The 19085-nt window shown below is 43.1% G+C and carries 15 protein-coding genes; 13 read left to right on the top strand and 2 right to left on the bottom strand.

Annotated elements, in window-relative coordinates; genetic code table 11:
• The first annotated feature begins 212 nt into the window (after nucleotides 1-212).
• From mtaA to V7O66_RS10715, 13 genes are all read left to right on the top strand, one after another.
• Nucleotides 213-1232 (top strand): methylcobamide:CoM methyltransferase MtaA, encoded by a 1020-nt coding sequence (mtaA, locus tag V7O66_RS10775; protein ID WP_406660316.1) that lies wholly within the window; start codon nucleotides 213-215, stop codon nucleotides 1230-1232.
• A 105-nt stretch (nucleotides 1233-1337) separates the two neighbouring features.
• Entirely contained in the window at nucleotides 1338-2951 is a 1614-nt protein-coding gene (locus tag V7O66_RS10770) for a methylamine methyltransferase corrinoid protein reductive activase (RefSeq protein ID WP_406660315.1), read from the top strand.
• A gap of 14 nt (nucleotides 2952-2965) precedes the next feature.
• A complete protein-coding gene (locus tag V7O66_RS10765) occupies nucleotides 2966-4021 on the top strand; it encodes a GTP-binding protein (RefSeq protein ID WP_406660314.1) in 1056 nt (351 codons plus the stop codon).
• Between the two features lie 335 nt (nucleotides 4022-4356).
• The gene (locus V7O66_RS10760) at nucleotides 4357-7575 is read left to right on the top strand and encodes a PAS domain S-box protein (protein ID WP_406660313.1); all 3219 of its coding nucleotides are present in this window, start codon (nucleotides 4357-4359) and stop codon (nucleotides 7573-7575) included.
• A gap of 208 nt (nucleotides 7576-7783) precedes the next feature.
• Entirely contained in the window at nucleotides 7784-8548 is a 765-nt protein-coding gene (gene mtaC, locus V7O66_RS10755; protein ID WP_406660312.1) for a methanol--corrinoid protein MtaC, read from the top strand.
• Between the two features lie 152 nt (nucleotides 8549-8700).
• Nucleotides 8701-9639 (top strand): IS5 family transposase, encoded by a 939-nt coding sequence (locus V7O66_RS10750; RefSeq protein ID WP_406660311.1) that lies wholly within the window; start codon nucleotides 8701-8703, stop codon nucleotides 9637-9639.
• A gap of 685 nt (nucleotides 9640-10324) precedes the next feature.
• On the top strand, nucleotides 10325-11089 hold the full coding sequence (mtaC, locus tag V7O66_RS10745; RefSeq protein WP_406660310.1) for a methanol--corrinoid protein MtaC: 765 nt from the start codon (nucleotides 10325-10327) through the stop codon (nucleotides 11087-11089).
• 16 nt (nucleotides 11090-11105) lie between these two features.
• Complete coding sequence (gene mtaB, locus V7O66_RS10740) at nucleotides 11106-12485, top strand: methanol--corrinoid protein co-methyltransferase MtaB (protein ID WP_406660309.1); 1380 nt, start codon at nucleotides 11106-11108, stop codon at nucleotides 12483-12485.
• A 408-nt stretch (nucleotides 12486-12893) separates the two neighbouring features.
• Complete coding sequence (locus V7O66_RS10735; protein ID WP_406660308.1) at nucleotides 12894-13463, top strand: acetate uptake transporter; 570 nt, start codon at nucleotides 12894-12896, stop codon at nucleotides 13461-13463.
• A 303-nt stretch (nucleotides 13464-13766) separates the two neighbouring features.
• Complete coding sequence (locus V7O66_RS10730) at nucleotides 13767-15695, top strand: hydantoinase/oxoprolinase N-terminal domain-containing protein (protein WP_406660307.1); 1929 nt, start codon at nucleotides 13767-13769, stop codon at nucleotides 15693-15695.
• 160 nt (nucleotides 15696-15855) lie between these two features.
• Entirely contained in the window at nucleotides 15856-16392 is a 537-nt protein-coding gene (locus V7O66_RS10725) for a dephospho-CoA kinase (protein ID WP_406660305.1), read from the top strand.
• Between the two features lie 2 nt (nucleotides 16393-16394).
• Nucleotides 16395-16835 (top strand): RNA-binding domain-containing protein, encoded by a 441-nt coding sequence (locus V7O66_RS10720; protein WP_406660303.1) that lies wholly within the window; start codon nucleotides 16395-16397, stop codon nucleotides 16833-16835.
• Nucleotides 16836-16847: 12 nt separating this feature from the next.
• A complete protein-coding gene (locus V7O66_RS10715; protein ID WP_406660302.1) occupies nucleotides 16848-17621 on the top strand; it encodes a sugar phosphate isomerase/epimerase family protein in 774 nt (257 codons plus the stop codon).
• A gap of 41 nt (nucleotides 17622-17662) precedes the next feature.
• Here V7O66_RS10715 and V7O66_RS10710 read toward each other — a convergent pair whose 3' ends face one another.
• A complete protein-coding gene (locus tag V7O66_RS10710) occupies nucleotides 17663-17833 on the bottom strand; it encodes a ribbon-helix-helix domain-containing protein (RefSeq protein WP_406660301.1) in 171 nt (56 codons plus the stop codon).
• A 117-nt stretch (nucleotides 17834-17950) separates the two neighbouring features.
• The gene (locus tag V7O66_RS10705; protein ID WP_406660300.1) at nucleotides 17951-18943 is read right to left on the bottom strand and encodes a hypothetical protein; all 993 of its coding nucleotides are present in this window, start codon (nucleotides 18941-18943) and stop codon (nucleotides 17951-17953) included.
• Between the last annotated feature and the right edge of the window lie 142 nt (nucleotides 18944-19085).

Raw genomic sequence — 19085 nt, 5'->3', positions numbered from 1 at the left:
ACTCTTCTAATACTGCAATACAAGACTTTATATATTAAAACCATGCAAAACATATGTTTATATATGATTAAATGAAAGTATTTCTAGGAATTCTCAGTGAACTCCTTTAAAATGTAGATTGGATCCGGGCTCTCAGCCCACTTTGGAAAATAGTCAATTATGTAGTATTATGCGGTATCCTTCGGGATCTAAAATAAATGGAGAATAATAATATGAGCAGCTTAACCCCTAAGGAAAGACTTATGAAAGCCCTCAAAGGCGAAGAAGTAGACAAAGTACCAGCAGTCTCTGTTACTCAGACAGGTACAACAGAACTTATGGATGCAACCGGAGCTGAATGGCCAGAGGCACATACCGATGCAGACAAGATGGCAACTTTAGCAATAGCAGCCCACGAGCTTGCTGGTCTTGAGGCTGTAAGATATCCATACTGCCTGACCGTACTTGCAGAAGCAATGGGTTGTGAAATAAACATGGGTACAAAGGACAGACAGCCATCTGTAACAGATCACCCATACCCCAAGGGACCAGCTGATGCCAAGATGCCAGAGAATCTTCTTGGACAGGGCAGAATACCTGCTGTCCTTGAAGCTACAAAGATAATCAGAGAGAAGGTCGGAGACGATATCCCTGTTATTGCTGGTATGGAAGGACCTGTTACCCTTGCATCTGATCTCGGAAGTGTAAAGAAGTTTATGAAGTGGTCCATAAAGAAGCCAGAGGACTTCGAAGCTATGCTTGATTTTGCCACAGACGCTGCTATTGAGTATGCACAGGCGCTTGCGGCTGCAGGAGCAGATGTGATCAGTGTTGCTGACCCTGTTGCTTCCCCTGACCTTATGAGCCCTGCAACCTTTGATCAGTACCTCAAACCAAGACTTACAAGATTTGCAGAAAGTGTCGATGCTCTTACCGTTCTTCACGTATGTGGTAACATAGCTCCTATTCTTGGAATGGCAGCTGAATGTAAGTTCGAAGGTATCAGCATGGAAGAAAAGGTCGCAGATGTTAAGGCTGCAAAGGAAACCGTCGGTGACAGAGCAACTATAGTTGGTAACGTATCAAGTCCTTTTGTGATCCTGTCCGGAACACCTGCTGATGTAAAGGAAGCAGCAAAGAAGGCTCTTGGAGATGGAATCGATGTACTGGCTCCAGGATGCGGAATAGCTCCAAAATCACCTACAGAGAACATAAAGGCTCTTGTAGAAGCAAGAGACGAGTACTTCGCTTGAAATTTAATTGGTGTATATTTGAAAAGGGAGAGCTTCTCCCTTTTCTTCTTTAGTTTGAAATGACTCTTTGATTTAAATAATTTTGATTTTAGAAGGGGTATCAATATGAATGTGGGAATTGCCATCGACCTGGGTACAAGTGGTTTCAGGGCTCAGAAGATCGATCTTGAAACAGGTGATATCAAGAAGACTGTGATCACTCTGAGAAATCCGCTGCCCGGTGCAAATGTCATGGACCACCTGGACTTCGCAATAAACTATGGACAGGACCTTGCCCATGGACTCGTCATCAATGCGGTAAAGAATATCATCTCAGAACTTGGTGTTGAGCCAGCCGATCTTGAGAAATTATCTGTCTGCGGAAACCCTATACAGCTTTCAATATTCCAGGGAATTGCCATTGATGATCTTGCATATGCTGGAGAGAGAAAGAAAAAGCTCCTGCACATCGAGGAACAGGAAAGAAATGCCGCTATCATCGAGAGTGAACAAGTAACAGGTCTTGAGGATTTCAAATGCAAGGTGATCATCCCTCCTGCCATCAAACATGAGGTTGGTGCCGATGCTCTTGCTCTTATAGTCAAGTCAGGTATGCTGGAGAAGGATGAGATCTCAATAGCAACTGATTATGGTACCAATGCAGAGATGGCTCTTAAGGTTGGTAATGTTATTTACACAGGTTCAGCCGCTGCCGGTCCTGCTCTTGAAGGACAGCAGATAAAGGACGGAACAATAGCTTCACCCTATGCTATCTCAGACCTGGAGTTCGAGGACAGCTCCCTGAGAAACTATGTACTCGATGCGGAAATGACTGTTATAAAAGGTGACCTTGTCAACCCCAAGAACGGGGATGTGATCGAGAAGGAGTCAATCACAGCCACAGGTATCACAGGTACAGGTGTCATTGCTCTTATGGAGGCAGGGATTGAGCAGGGACTTGTCCAGCTTCCAAAGATAAAAACTCCTGATGGAATGATCCATCTTCAGGATGGCATAAATTTCACTGAAAAGGACCTTGTTGAGGCTGGCAGGGCAATAGGTGCCATCAGAGCAGGTCATGTGACCCTGTGCAATGCAGCAGGTATAGGCACGGAAGATGTCAAGATAGCCTATATGTCCGGTGCAGCCGGCACATATATGGATGCGAGGAAGGCACATAAGATAGGGATGATACCCTACGCTGTGGAGAATGTGCTCCAGATCGGCAATACTTCCCTTATAGTTGCAAGAGAGATCCTTCTGTCAGAGGACAGGCTATGGGAACTTCAGGAGATAGCCAAAGAGATCGTGGGTACTCATGTGATGTTCGCAACTGATGACGCTTTCAAGGAGGCATACATACTCGAGCTCTCCTACTGGGGTGAAGGCATGCCTTTCAAAGCCCTGAAGAAGTATCTCAAGAAGAAGAAACTCCCAACCCTCGATGAGCCAAGCTCGACTCCTAACATAGAGAAGGTTGTTGAGAAGGACATCCCTGTTCTGGGTGATGAAGGACTCGATGTGATCGAGAGAGTTGGTACATATCTTACCATGGTCATCAAGGACTGTGAAGTATGCCACAAATGTATCAAGGTCTGTCCCAACGATGCGATAACCATGGATGACGAAGGTAAAGTGAGTATAAGTACTGACCTTTGTGACGGTGCCAACTGTCAGAAATGTATCCATGCATGTCCTTCTGATAAATTCGATTGGGCGAATCTTGAAGTAATGATATAAAAAACGGTGAAAAAATGAGAGTGCTTGTGATAGGTGGCTTTCTTGGAAGCGGTAAGACCACAATGGTTCTGGGTCTTGGAAAATACCTGGGAGAGCGAGGATATAAGGTCGCCATAGTTGTGAACGAGATCGGAGAGGTTGGAGTCGATGGAGATGTCATCTCCAAATATGGCTTTAACACCAAGGAGATAACCAATGGTTGTATCTGCTGCAGTTTGAAGATGGATATGAAATATACCATCAGCAACCTGCACAGGGAATACGATCCCGATGTAATTCTGATCGAACCTACCGGTATAGCTTTCCCGAATATGATAAAGGCAGAGGTTGAAAAGCTTGACCTTCCAGATCTCACCTTTGCACCCCTTGTCACTCTCATTGACGGAAGCCGGTTCAAGTATCTCATTAAAGAGATGAAGCATTTTTCCAGAAGGCAGATCGAGGATGCTGAGATCCTTGTCATAAACAAGGCAGATCTCGTAAAACCACTGGAGCTCCCCATTATCGAAGAGTCTGTGAAGCAGCTCAATCCAAAGGCTACGGTCTTCAAACTATCGGCAAAAAAGGATGACGATGCTTTCAGGAATTTCATGGATACTGTGCTTTCAGACCCCACCTTCTGCATTGATGTGGCAGACCGTCCCACCCTTGAGGAAGTGGATTCCATTGCATGTTCCGGGGTTGCCAGTTATGCCAGTGAGTTCATGATCCAGGGTGAAATAAACTCCGAGAGTGCAAGTTCGCTTGCAGAGGACATCATAGAATCAGTCAAGACCAGTGTACTCAAACTCAACCCCGAGTTTCTGGGTCATATCAAGCTCTTCCTGGAGCATAGCTCCGGCATAGTTAAGGCAAGCATAACCGCTTACTACGAATCCCCTCAGATAGAGAATATCGAGTCTGATATGAACAAGGAAGCAAAACTGAAGATACTCTCGGCAGTTTCCAATATTTCAAAGGACGAGCTAGTGAAGATCGTGAATGAATGTGTGGAGGACAATTTCCTCAAACATGGTATCAAAGGCCAAAACATTATAGAAAAACCAGCACTATGGAATCCAGCATCATGAATAAAAGACCATAGAGTAGAAAATAAGAATGAGAAAGCTCTCATCTAAACTATTCTTCGTAGATTGGATCATCAAAGGAAGTATAGGCATCAGATGTGAGCTAGCATTTAATCTGTATTATTTCATAGTATTTAATGTATTTCAATTAAAGAGCACAAAATAACACTACAAAGTAGACTAATATCTCTCCATATTAATATATTTCACAATATATGCAGAACCTAGTTACCACTATATATCATTATAATAAAGTAATGTGAGTGGGCCTGGCATGAAAATCTCATGCTTCTAATGTACAGGAGATGGATACTATTGTTTCCAAAAACATTTTAGCAGTGAAACTTCCCTTAGCAAAGAGAGATCTTGAATCAATTTATAATAGTGGCATAGCATATGCTTTTGTTCGAAGTCCCGGGGAGAGCTGGCCAGTTGAGTTCGTGTCGGATAACATAAGACTTCTGGGCTATGTTACTGAGGATTTCACATCTGGTCGTATCTTTTATGCTGACATCATCCATCCCCATGACATTGAAAGCCTGAGGTCTGCGCTTCAGGAATATCAGGAACATGAGGATAAACCCTTCTTCAATTTCGAATACAGGATATTTGACAGTTCGGGAAATGTCCATTGGGTTGCTGAGAGGTCTGTAATTAACCGTGATCCTGCGGGCAAGGTGACACATCTTGATGGGATCATACTCGATATCACTGAGAAAAAGGAAGCTCAGATAGCTGTTGAAAATGCAAATGAATATTTAGAAGGTATCATCAATACAGTAAGGGAACCTTTGATGATACTGGATAGCGAAGTTCGGGTGATATCTGCTAGCCGTTCATTCTATCAGTTCTTCAAGTTGACTCCAGAGGAGACTGAAGACCATTATTTTTATGAACTGGATTCAGGGCAGTGGAACATTCTTGAGCTCAAACCCCTTATACAAGATGTACTTTCAAATAACAGGGGCTTTGATGACTTTGAGGTCGAGGTGGATTTCAAGAATATAGGCCGTAGAATAATGCTTCTCAATGCCCATCGCATACAATCAAAGAGTAGGCCTATGCATTCTCAAAACAGCTTACGCAATAGGAGAATGCTTCTTAATGCCCAGAGCATGCGAAATTCTTCAGATGAGAACCCTATGGTCCTTCTGGCAATAGAGGATATCACGCAGCGCAAGCATGCTGAGGTGGAGCTAAGATTATCCGAAGAGAAATATTCCAACCTTGTTGAAAAGGGCAATGACGCCATCATAATCGTTCAGGATGAGGTCGTTAGATTCGTGAACTCCAAGTTGTCTGAGTTCTCAGGATATTCAAAGGAAGAATTGCTCGGAGGAAGACTTCAGGACCATCTTCTGATAGACTACAGGCGCATGGTGTCCAAGAAATACAACAAGGCTCTGAAGGACCGCAGGAGTATCCGGCGCAGCTATGAGATCGAATTCTTAAAAAAAGACGGTGGCAGCTTCCCTGCAGAGATCAGTTTTTCCTTTATCCACCACGAAGATAATCCTGCGGTAATGATGACCATCAGGGACATCACCCAGCGTAAGCAAGCTGAAAATGAGCTTAAGGCTTCCGAGGAAAAATACTCCACACTTGTTGAAAAAGGCAGTGATGGTATCGTGATCGTCCAGGATGAGGTTATCAAGTTCCTCAACCACAAGTTGACCGATCTCACAGGCTGTGCAAAAGGGAAGTCTGTGGGAATGTCGTTTTTGAACAGGTTGCCCGTAGAATACAGGCGTGTGGTACTTAAAAAATACCAGCAGGTCCTGAAGAAGGAAAGTTCACTCCCGCATCCATACGAAGTGGAGCTTCTATCAGGGAATGATAGCACCTTCCCTGCAGAGATCAGTTTTTCCTTTATCCAGCATGAGGGCAGGCCTGCAGTCATGCTGACCGTCAGGGACATCACCCAGCGTAAGCAAGCTGAAAATGAGCTCAAGGCTTCGGAGAAAAAGTATTCCACCCTTGTTGAGAAGGGTAATGATGGTATTGTGGTCGTGCAGGATGATGTCCTTGTGTTTGCAAACCTGAAGTTCGGCCAGATCACAGGCTACACAAAGGAAGAATCCATAGGAGAGCCCTTTGGGTCTTTCATAGCCATGGAATACATCCATATGGTTACGAAAAAGATCAGAAGAAGTCTGGAAAAGCAGCGAAATGAACGCCGTAAATATGAGGCTGAACTGCTCTCCAAGGATGAAAGACATATCCCTGTGGAGATCAATACTTCTATTATTGAGCATGAGGGCAGGCCTGCCTGCATGGCTATAATCAGGGATATCACGAAGCAAAAGCAAAAGGAAAAGCAGCTTTTAGACTTAATAGCGGTGGAGCAGGTACTCGAAGATGTAATAAAGAGCAGTCCTGCGGTTGTCTTCTTCTGGAGACCCGAGAATGACTGGCCTGTGGATTTCGTTTCTGAGAATATATCGCAGTTTGGATACGAAGCAGAGGAGTTCACCTCTGGAAAACTGCTCTATGGTGATATCATTCATCCATCGGACCTGGATACTGTCAGAGAAGAGGTCTCCATAAGTTATAAAGAAGGGAAGGAGCTTTCCCATGAGTACCGCATCCTTACAAAATCCGGTGAAGTGAAATGGGTGGATGAGAGGTCCGTCATAAAGCGGGATCCAAGTGGTAATGTTCAATACATTCAGGGTATCATTGTGGATATCACAGAGCGCAAGAACATCAATAATTTCATGCGTATAGAGTCCGATCTTGGGAACTTCTTCAGCCCCACCGGAGATATCAAGGACATATTCAATCAGCTTCTGGAGTTCACTGTCCAGGTGGAAAAGATCGATTGTGGAGCGCTGTACCTTGTGGACGAGTTAACAGGTGAGCTTAACCTTGTGGCACATAAAGGTCTCTCACCCAGTTTTGTTGAGAGTACAAAGCATTATGATGCTAATTCGATCACTGCAAGGCTCTTCATGGCAGGTTATCCTCTATATAAACTCTATCACGAGATCAGTGCACTTACACCCAGAGTGAATTTGAGGTATGAAGGTCTGGAAGCTACGGCGATAATCCCGGTCAGGTATCAGGAAAAATTCGTAGCTGTTCTTTTCCTTGCATCTCATACGGAATACGATATTCCTGCCAATGTGCGTAATTCACTTGAGACCATATCCTCCCAGGCTGGTGCTGTCATAGGACGCATCAAAGAAGAGGTGGATGTTCACAAAAATCAGAACAGTCTCCAGCTCCTTTTCAATTCTCTGGAGGACCTGCTGTTCGTCATAAACAGCGATGGCTGCATACTCCATACTAACCAGTTTGCTCACACCCGTCTTGGATATCTTCCAGATGAAATAGTGGGAAAAAATATGTTGAAGCTGTATCCATCTAATAAGGCCCTTGAGGCTGCATCGGTACTTGGGGATATCATATCAGGCAGATCATCGATATCCACCGTACCTTTTGAGTCTCAGGCTGGTGAGATAATACCTGTGGAAACAAAGTTCACCAAAGCTGAATGGAATGGTGAGGTGGCTTTGGTCGCTCTTTCAAGGGAAATAAGTTCTAAAGATGCTTAATGTGTTATTGTCAGGAAGATGGAAAATGAATGAAAAAATGAAATCGTGTAGAACATTTATTTTTTGAGGAGGAAAGTTTCATCCTCTCAAAACGTTTAAATAAGTATTACTTATGATAAGTTGTATATAAAGTTGGAATAATGCGTTGAACAAGTGGAAATGAAATATTAAATTCCTTGTATTCAAATATATTTGAAGGGAGGTAGGCATGATAGATCTAGACCCTGATACCATTTTAACAAGATATAATGTAAAATTAGAAAGGGAGATGACTCCTGAGGACATGGCTGCTGAGCTTTATCCGGATGATGAGGTATTGCGTCCAATTATCGAGGCAGTTTTCGAAGGAAACGAGGATGAGGTAGTTGAGACAATTCAGGATGCTTTGGAAGCTGAAAAAGATCCCCTTTCCCTGATAGATGATGCTCTTATGGTCGGCATGGATATAGTTTCTAAACTCTATGATGATGGTGATCTGTATCTTCCTGATGTCATAATTTCTGCACATGCCATGAAGGAAGGTATAGAGTACTGTAAGGAGAGGGGCAGTGGTCAACATGAGTTCAAAGGCAAGGTCGTATCCTATGTGGCAGAAGGGGATATGCATGATATTGGAAAGAAGATCGTCACAGTTCTTCTGATGGCAAATGGGTATGATGTTATAGACCTTGGAAGGGATGTTCCCGTCAGTGAGGTTATCAGTGCCGTCAAGAGGGAGGATCCAATAATGATTACGGGTACTGCATTGATGACAACTACCATGTATTCTTTTATGGAGGTCAACGACCGCCTTCTCGAAAATGGAATTATGATACCATTTGTATGCGGTGGAGGTGCTGTGAAACAGGACTTTGTGTCCCGTTTTGAACTGGGGGTTTACTGTGAAGATGCAGCAGATGTATCAAAGATAGCCTGGGATATCCTCAATGGTGCTACCATAGAAGACCTCAGGGGAAAGTACCACCGACATTGAGATCGGACTGGAAGGGTAAGTACTTTTAAATTATCTATTTTTTGGCTCTGTAGAAAACCTACTTCCCATTTTATTTTAGCATAATAATTTAAAAAGGATTAATCCCCTGAGTATTACTTACCACAAGAAAACACAAAGGGGATGATTGTGTTTTGTCTAACAAATACTTAAAGTTTGTTGATACAGCGCAAGCTGTATCAGGAAACTCACACCTTCAGATCTATAGTTGCAAGTATTCCAAAAGAAAATATACACAACACCAGTTATTGGTATTGGTTTTGCTGAAAGAGTATCTTAATGAAGATTATAGAGATATTGTTGAACTTATCGAAGTAATGGATGATGTAAAGGCAAGAATAGGACTAAAACAGGTTCCACACTTTACCACACTTCATAAATTCGTTACAAGACTCAAATCCGTTTACTTCCGTGGATTGCTACAACAAACACTAAAACTCTTTTATTCTCATGGTGAAAAAATCGAGGTTACAGCTATTGATTCAAGTGGATTTACTAGTGGCCACTGTAGCTATTATTATTCCTGGAGAACAGGAAAGAAGCGTAGATCATTCCTGAAAACTAGTATTTCTGTTGATACTGGAAAGTTCATTATTACTGGTTTTAAGATATCAGGCAAACCTGTACATGATTCAAAGCATGCAATAAAATTGTTGAAGCAATGTCATAAAACTCGCAAATCAAGTTACTATGTCATGGACAAAGGCTACGATTCAGAAGACATACATTCGCTAGCAAGAGAGCAACTAGAAGCCATAGCTATGATTCCTTTGAGACAAAGAAAGAGGAAGAAGATTAAAGGGTCGTATCGTAGAAAAATGGTATGGGAATTTGATAAGGCATTGTATCATAACAGAAATCTGGTAGAAACGATGTTCTCTGTTCTGAAAAGAAAATATAGTGAAGAAATCAGGGCTAAAAAGTATTGGAATCAAGTGAAAGAGGTCAAATTCAAGATATTAGTACATAACCTTGATAGGTATGTCAAGGTTATTTTTATTGTTCAAATGAGGATTTCTACAGAGCCTATTTTTTATGGCCGGGTCGGAAGATGCGGGTATTTACCTGTTTAGTGGAGTTTTTTATCTATTATTTTTAACTTGCCGCATGAAAATGTGCGATTTTTATCCATGTGGTATTTAAGAGTATCCCCTTAACCTTCAAATCAATATTTTTGTTTCTAATTAAACTGTTCAATTGATTTTAGGCAATTCTAAAAGTAAATATGCAGAATAATCTGTATGAAGAAAAAAATTAATTAAAAATTAGTTTTTGTCTTTTTCCATTTTAATCGTTCATTTCTCAACAAGTCTTATATTTAAAGTTTTCTCTTTTTGTTGCAGGGATTAAGATATATTTCCATTGTTTATCTCTATAAATCAATAGCTGTAGGTGCTTTTATGTATACAAGACTGATTTTGGTTAACGGCGAATACTTTTTATAGTACTAAAAAAATCGGTACAATTAATTATATTATATAAGTACTTTGGTTTGTGGAATGTCATATTTTTTCATAATGTGTGTTTTTTAATCCAAAAAATAAGTATCAGTAGCTCGTATTTTATTTCTATAATAATGTAAGTAACATTAATGTCTCAATGCTTAACTATATATATATCTATCAGTCAGTACATACATTTATATATGATAATTGTAGACTTTTTGTTAGCGGTTCTAACGTGGATCGCTAAGTAGATTGGATCCGGGCTTAACCCAAGCCCAAACTATTAGAAACAAAATAAAAGGAAGTATAGGACATGGAAATAGATCCCAGTGAGATATTAATAAGATACAATGTCAAAATGGAAAAGTCAATGACGCCTGATGAAGCGGCTGCAGAACTTTACCCGACAGACGAAATGATCCGCCCAATTGCTGAAGCAATCTATGAGGGTGAAGAAGACGACGTTATCGAAGGCCTTGACGCTGCAATTGCTGCTGGTAAGGACCCAATCGCTCTTATCGACGATGCACTTATGGTCGGTATGGGTGTTGTAACCCAGCTCTATGACGAAGGTGTAATTTTCCTTCCAAACGTCATGATGTCCGCAGATGCAATGCTTGATGGTATCGAATACTGTAAAGACAAATCCGGTACAACACCTGAGACAAAAGGCACAATCGTTGTCCATGTAGCAGAAGGTGACGTACACGATATCGGTAAGTCGATCGTAGCAGCTCTCCTCAGAGCAAACGGATACGATGTTGTAGACCTTGGTAGGGATGTACCAGTTGACGAAGTTATCGCAGCTGTCAAAGAACACAACCCACTGATGGTAACAGGTACAGCATTGATGACAACAACCATGTATGCATTCAAGGCAGTCAACGACAAGCTTCTAGAAGCTGGTATCAAGATCCCATTCGCATGTGGCGGTGGAGCAGTTAACCAGGACTTCGTAACAACCTACGAACTTGGTGTATATGGAGAAGAAGCAGCAGACGCACCAAAGATCGCTGATGCTATCTTAAGCGGCAACAAAGACATTGGAAAGCTCAGAGAGCAGTTCCACCACCACTAAGAGGAGTGTGAGATATATGGCAATTAACAGATTCACTACAATGGCATATGAAAGTGCGGATGAGATGGTTTTCGGCCGTGCTAAGAAACCAGTAAAGGCAGGACTCGGTCTTGAGATCGGAGCAGGTTACACAACCGCAGAAGTAAACTATGCACCAAGACCAGAAGCTGGAGAGACCAAGGAAAAGCTCGTAAAAGAGTACCAGAGAATCACAAAGGATATCATGGGCAGAATGGTCCAGGTAGGATTCCCTGCAGTAGTTCTTGAGACAGAACACGTTCAGCAGATGACCAACAACCCAACATGGGGAGGAGAGGTCGCACACGCACAGAAGACCATCATGGAAGAATACCATGAAGAATATGGAATCAAATGTGCACTCAGACACACTCCTGGTGACATCCGTGAAGACAGAGACTTCCTCCAGCTTAGGGGAGACAAGTTCTCAGTACTTATGGAATCATTCGAAGCAGTAGCTGACGGTGGTGCTGACCTTCTATCCGTTGAATCAATGGGTGGAAAAGAAGTATTCGACTATGCAGTTCTCAGAAACGATATCCCAGGTATGCTCTACGCTATCGGTGTACTCGGTACAATGGACATGAGCTACCTCTGGCAGGAAATCGCAGGCGTTGCTCAGAAGAAGGGCGTAGTTGCAGCTGGTGACACAGATTGTGCACAGGCAAACACAGCTATGCTTATTGCAGGTGGTCTGCTTGACAAGAACCTTGCACACACCCTCGCGATCATCGCAAGATGTATCGCCGCACCAAGATCACTCGCAGCATACGAGGCAGGCGCACAGGGTCCAGGTAAAGACTGTGGATACGAGAACACAATAGTCAAATCTATTGCTGGTGTCCCAATCTCCCAGGAAGGTAAATCATCCACATGTGCTCACTCAGATGTAATGGGTAACCTTACAATGCAGTGCTGTGACCTCTGGTCCAACGAATCTGTCGAATACCACTCAGAATTCGGTGGTACAACCGTACAGTGCTGGGCAGAGTCCCTTAACTACGACACTGCACTGATGAATGTTGCACTCCAGACAGGTAACGAGAAGATCCTCAGGGACATGCTCGTGCTCTCTGACAAGTACAGAGACCCACAGGGTTACATACTTGCATACGACAACGCATACAAGATCGGTCAGGCTGTAGTAAAGGACGGAAACGACATCTACCTCCGTGCAAAGAACGCAGCAGTCGAGTGCTGTGACTTGCTGAGTTCAGCAGAGAAGCTCTCCATGACAAGATTCGAAATTGGTGCACTGGAAGCTGCAAAGACTGCACTTGCTGGACTCACAGACGATTCCGACAAGTTCATGAGCGACTGCATGACCAAGTACAAGAACGAAGTAAAGGTATTCCTGCCAGAGAACTACGCTCTCTAAGCAGTGAATCTTTTGGAAGGAAATACTTCCTTCCTCCTTTTTATTTTTTAGAAATATGATTTGTCACCCCGAATCTTAGAATGCCATTTAAAAGGAAGTGATTTGTGTCGATGGCTTTGTGGAATACCTGTGGTTTTATTAGCCCCCAAATCTTCTGCACATGAAATAGACTCTTAATATCGTTTAGATTAGCCAGAGGTCTACCACAAGGCCTTCACCTCCTTAATATAGGACAAATTAAAGGGGATCTGGGAAAAGGGGTTTTTGGGTCATATTCAAATCATAGATTGTGATCAACAGTTCTTGTTTTTGAACTGAATTAAAATATTGTTATAGTTTTATAGGAGATGTGATACTATTAGTGAAATCGCTGAAGGAACGGCAAATCAGGCATGCTCGTTCCAGGAAATGTGCTTCAAAGACACTACCGCAAACCCGGCACCACTTGGTTTCTTTGGTCTTGGTTTTGCAGCTACCTTTTTAGGCCTTATGGCTATGGGATTCTTTTCAGATTCCATCATGGTCATAGCAATGTCCATCACACTTGGTGGGTTTGCCCAGCTTATCGCAGGTCTTCAATTGTGGAAGAAGGGTGACACCTTTGGTGCAACTGCATTCACTGCATTTGCATTGTGGTGGTTCTCGTTCGCATACATATTATTGACAACAAGTGTGGGGCTTTTTGGAGCTGTTGTGGAAACAGATCCAAGCTTTGCTGCATCACTTGGATGGTATCTTCTTTTCTGGGGTATCATAGCAACTCTGCTGACAATTGTAACCCTTAAGATCGGTGTAAAATCAATAATATTGACTTTCGTTTTCCTTGATCTTACATTCTTCGCAAATTCAGCAGTTAACTTTGGAATAAATCTCGGTATATTGACTGGAATAATAACTCTTATTCTGGGATTGGCATCACTTTATACTGGTATTGCAATTGTGATGGATGAGGTTGGAGGTATAAAGATACCTTACTGAGCAAGTCTATGATCTTTTGGAACGTATGAACCTATGTATCTTTTTTGAGCCTGTAAAGGCTCATATTTTTTCAAATAATCATGTTCGGGATAATTTCGTGCTCAATAAGCTTGAAAAGCTTGTGTATTTCAGGCTTTCAGTACTTTTTCTAAGTATCATAGTTTCCTTTTCAAAGATAAGTTACAGATCATGTACTTTACTTAAAAAAGTCTGAATTAAATGAAAAAATTAATAAATTCAGAAACTTCAGTATTTAGTAATCATTAAATTTCAAAATCTAATATATGAAAGGAGGCTCTAAGGATGCAATACAGTCTGGGTATAGACGCAGGGGGCACTTACACCGATGCCGTTATAGTGAGAGATTCTGACAGGAAGATCGTTGATTCTAACAAGGCGCTCACGACCTATCCGCAGACTATCACCGGTATAGAGAATGCAATAGATGGTCTTGACCCGGTCTATCTTAAGGACGTGAAACTTGTATCCGTATCCACAACCCTTGCTACAAACACAGTCCTTGAGGGCACAGGTGCACCAGTAGCCCTGATACTTGTAGGTGAACATGGTGTGGAGAGAGAACTTCCCACAAAACACGTTCTCTTTGCTGAAGGGGGGCATGACCACAACGGTGAGGAAACCGTTCCCCTGAATATTGAAGCTATACAGGAGTTTGCACAGAGGGTCAAGGGTGATGTGGCAGCGTTTGCCGTCTCCTCACATTTCAGCATACGAAATCCGGAACATGAACTCAGGGTGAAGGAATCTCTGGAGCATCTCACAGGTCTGCCGGTTGTCTGCGGACATGAGCTTTCCCAGGATATAGGGGCTTATGAAAGAGCTGTGACTGCTTTTCTCAACGCCCAGCTTATACCAATTGCCAATCATTTCATAGAGTCTATAATAGAGGACATCAAAAAAAGAGGTGTTGAAGCACGTATGCTCATGCTCAAGTGTGACGGTTCTGTTGTGGGCATAAAGGCTGCACTGGAAAAACCCATAGAGTCCATTTTCTCAGGTCCTGCTGCAAGTCTTGTGGGAGCATCCTATCTAAGTGGTCTTGACACATGTTTCGTTATAGATGTAGGTGGCACAAGCACCGATGTTTCCTATATTTCAGAAGGGATACCTGAACTTACCAACTCAGGGGCTATTGTTGGCGGCTGGCAGACCAGGGTTCGAGCCATACGCATGGAGACCTCGGCAATGGGTGGGGATAGTCATGTATGGACAAGGGACGAGAAGGTGTTCGTAGGTCCAAGGAGGGTGGTTCCACTCTGCCTTGCATCTGTAAAGTATCCGGGATTTTTGGAGAAATTAAAATACAATATAATACGCTCCAGGAAGCTGATGGATGAGAATGTCCAGTCCACCAAGTTCTTTGTCAGGACAGGCTATGAGCCCATTGATCTGAACAAATACGAGGAGCAAGTACTCTCTGTTATCGATGATGAGCCCCTCTCCTTCAACGATATATGCACAAGACTGAACAGGACGCCATATCCCCTTGTTCTGGATACCCTGATAAGGAAAAGACTTGTCCAGGCCATAGGTTTTACTCCCACAGATGCCCTGCATGTGCTTGGTGAATACACACAGTGGGATGTGGAAGCAGCCATTGCAGGTGCAGAGAAACTTGCAAGGTTAAGCCATATGGGCAAATCCGAGTTCTGTGATCTGGTCAAGGAAAAAGTTGCTAATAACATGGCTTTTGACCTTATGTCCTTCATATTGCCTGGCATTCCGGAAGAAGGGGTGCAGAAGATAGTGAGCGGAAAGTTTGCCACAAAGTTCAAGGTGGATATTCCTGTGGTACTGCTGGGAGGTCCTGTCAAGGCTTATGCCTCTGAGCTTGGGAAGTTCATCGATGCAAAGGTAGTGGTCCCGGAATTTGCCGATGTTGGCAATGCCGCAGGTGCTCTCTTTGGAAAGGGTATCAATAGGATGGAGATATTGATCAAACCTGCCTCTCTTATTTCTCCTGATGAGGATTTCCTTGTGTTCTCTCCCCTTGGAAGGGAAAGTTTTGAGACCCATGCACAGGCCCTTGAATATGCCAGAAATACCGGCAGGGAGCTAGTCCTTGAGCATATGCTGGAATGTGGGCTCAGAGCTGACCATGTTGAGATCAACATAAAGGAAAAGAGCGTTGTCCCTGAAGGCTGGACTCATGCCCCCATGGAGACAAAGCTGATAATCACTGGTGTGGGAAGTCCCAGACTGGATGCCTGATATGTGTTAAGGTTTTAAATTGAATACCTTTACAATTTTTCAGGTGATCTTCAGGTAATTAGCTCTAATATGTCAGGATGCGAGGGTATACTAATATATATGTAGAATGTATGGAAAAACTATTAAATCATACTTTTTACAAATTACAATAGGTTAATCAATGACAAAGATCTTAGCTTTTGTAGGTATGCCTGCCTCAGGCAAATCCGAGGCATCTTCAGTTCTTGGAGACCATGGTATAACGGTCATCAACATGGGCGATGTCATCAGGGAAGAGGTGCTTCGCAGGGGACTGGAAGCTACCGATGCAAATACAGGTGGCGTTGGAACCGACCTGCGTGAAAATCAAGGTAAGGATGCTGTGGCAAAGCGCTGTATTCCAAAGATAAGGGCTGCAGCTGATGACTTCATAGCAATTGATGGTGTGCGCAGTGTGGCTGAAGTGGAATGTTTCAAGCAGGAATTCGGAGACGATTTCACACTGGTTTCCATAGATTCCCCTCTGGAAATTCGTTTTGAGCGTGTGATGGCACGTAAGAGAAGCGATGATATGCAGGATATCGCTGCCCTGAAGGTCAGGGATGAGCGTGAACTCGGATGGGGTATGGGCGAGGCAATGGAAGTAGCCGATGTGGTGATAACCAATAATGATACTCTTGAGGATTTCAAAAAGAAGATCACAGCGCTTGTGGAGTGACAATGATAAAGGTTCAAATATCTGTAGATGTAAATCCTACTGAGGATGAGGGTAAGGTACGTGAGGCTGTTAGCAACATCTTTCCGGATATTGAGCTGGAAGCGGAACCATTCGGTAATGTGATAAGGCTCTCGGGAGAGGGTGATATTTCCGCACTCGCAAACCTGCACTACCTGATCAGGGAAGAGACCATTATAGACACTTCCCGCACCCGATTGAATGTGGGAATGGATGAAGAAGGAAAATTCACCTACTTCACTATCAGCAAGCAGGTAGCCACTGTGGGTCGTCTGAATTATCCTGCGCAGAAAGAGGCGTTGGGTTCTATCAGGGTATTCATTGATGCTGATTCTGCTGAGGAGATGGAGAGATTCGTTGAATGGCTGACCCCACCCACTGAAGACGGTGTGCCTGATTTCGAGATTGAAATGAGCGCAGTTTGAGGTTGTATTAGAATGAAGATAAGTAATCTGAGTTTTTCATCACGTGCAGTTGTCGAAGATCCCTTTGAGTGGGCCTACAGTATCGAGGATGCTGGATATACTGGCTGGGAGGTCATACAGGAAGGTACGCAGTGCCTTACTGATGAGAATATCTCAAAGGTGGAGGATGTCAGGGACACGACAAATCTGAAACTCAGTATGCATCTTCCTTTTTCTGATATGAACCTTGCAGGCCTGAATCCGGGAATACACGGAGAGGTGCTGCGCCAGATGAAACATTACCTGCACAAGGCATCAGACCTTGTTAATGTGGCAGTGATCCATCCGGGATATCTTTCGCCATACGGTGCCAAACTGCCCGATAAGGCATGGGACACATGCATATGGTCCCTTCAGGAACTATGCGATTTTGCAGCTGATCAGGACATAACCATAGGCGTCGAGAACATGCCCAATTTCCCCAAGATATTTGGGCGCGAGCCTGATGAGATGCTGGACATGATCGAGCAGGTGGACAGGAAGAACCTGGGCATGACCCTTGATACAGGACACGCCAACACCATGGGACTGCTGGATGAGTTCGTCAAAAAATGCAAAGGCAAAATAGTTCACATGCATATCCACGACAACCACGGTAAACGTGATGAGCACCTGCCCATAGGCGAGGGAACCATAGACTGGAAAAAACTCATGGAAGGCCTTTCCGGCTACAAAGGACGCATGGTTACCGAAATGGGTAGTGTGGAAGAAGGCAGGCAGTGTATAGAGTACCTGAAAAGTCTCTGAAACCCAAATTTCTACTTTTTTAAATACAAAAACAGAATATTTTAATCATCGAGCCTGCCGTGCCTGCGGTCGATGTCGTCCACTTGGTCCAGCAGTTTACGCACAGCTGTCCTTATTGCATCAGCTTGGGTCACGAATTTCTTGTTATCTCCCACATGCCTGTTAAGGTCATCCAGAAGTTCCTGGGGAATGTCAACACTCACTTTTGGCATATTCTCACCTTTTTACAAAGATAAGGGCGAAGATAGATAAGACTAGTGGATTGTCGGTTTCAGTTTAAAAAAGTAAATGGGAACTGTTTATCTGAAAAGATAATGGTCTGAGTGTTATCACTCAGACCTGAATAGCAATATTAGTGAGATAGCACCAATGAGTGTCAGAGCTGAGAACCCTGGTGCAGCGTTAGCTGGCTCTTCCTCGGTCTCAGTTTCCACGGTGCTTTCCTCATCGACTAACTGTTCATCATCACTTGCTTCAAGTTCTGCTATTTCTTCCGGTAGCATGTAATCATCTTCAATGAAAACTACCGGAGGATTGTTTATGTTCTTTTTCTCTGCTTCCTGTTCATATACTTCATATATTTCCAGGATCACCGAGTTTTTTTCTTCGGGGGTCAGGTCCTTATAAATGGATACATACATTTTGCCGGAAAAGCTGATTCCAAGGGACGTTATCCACTGTTTCTGAGAGATCCCGTTCTCGTCAAAAACTGATTTTGCAACTTCGTCGGTGACTCCCTGTATCTCATTATACCAGACGTAGTATTCGTCCAGATCGTTCCACTCGGGCATTTCACCATAAATTGCCAGAGCAGTGTCGATATTCTCTACATCACGGATGCGCAGGTCTTCTCCATTTTTCATGTACTCTTCCGACACTCCCTGTCTGAAGGTGTAGGGAAGATAGAGACCGTAGCCAAATTCCACAGGAACATCCTGGATGTTCATGTCTTTAGCAGCGCTGTCTATGGATGTGTATATCTCGTCCATGAGTTGTTTTTCAACTGTGGCATTCTGGAACAATACCACAAGATACCCTTCTGAACTGCTGCCAACTGTGAGTACTTCTCCGTTGGGATACATGTACTGGGATGCGATATCGTCCTTTGTGGCATCACTGAGGTCCATAAGGCTTGATTGCCAGTTCTCGTTCTGCTCTTCAGTTTCAAGAGCAGGGAGAGTTCCATACTTCTCAATGGTATCCTGGTTCAAGGTATACATGCCAAAATAATAGTCATAGGTCGTTTCATGTGACTCTGCCGAAACACAGTTCATAGAAATTAATAAAATAATCAATATAGATGCAACTAAATGATGTTTCATTGTCCACACTCCAGAATTTTTAGAAAACTTAAAGTTTCCACTCACATAAACTAAGCTTATCTGGAATTTAAAACCTTTGAAACATCTTATGTAAAGATGGCAGATATATATGTAAAAATCGTAGTGAAAATAACAATATAAA

It is taken from the genome of Methanolobus sp. ZRKC3, assembly GCF_045291275.1.
Classification (GTDB): domain Archaea; phylum Halobacteriota; class Methanosarcinia; order Methanosarcinales; family Methanosarcinaceae; genus Methanolobus.
The sequence above is the reverse complement of the archived record's forward strand: the minus strand, read 5'-3'. Positions and strand labels throughout refer to the sequence as shown.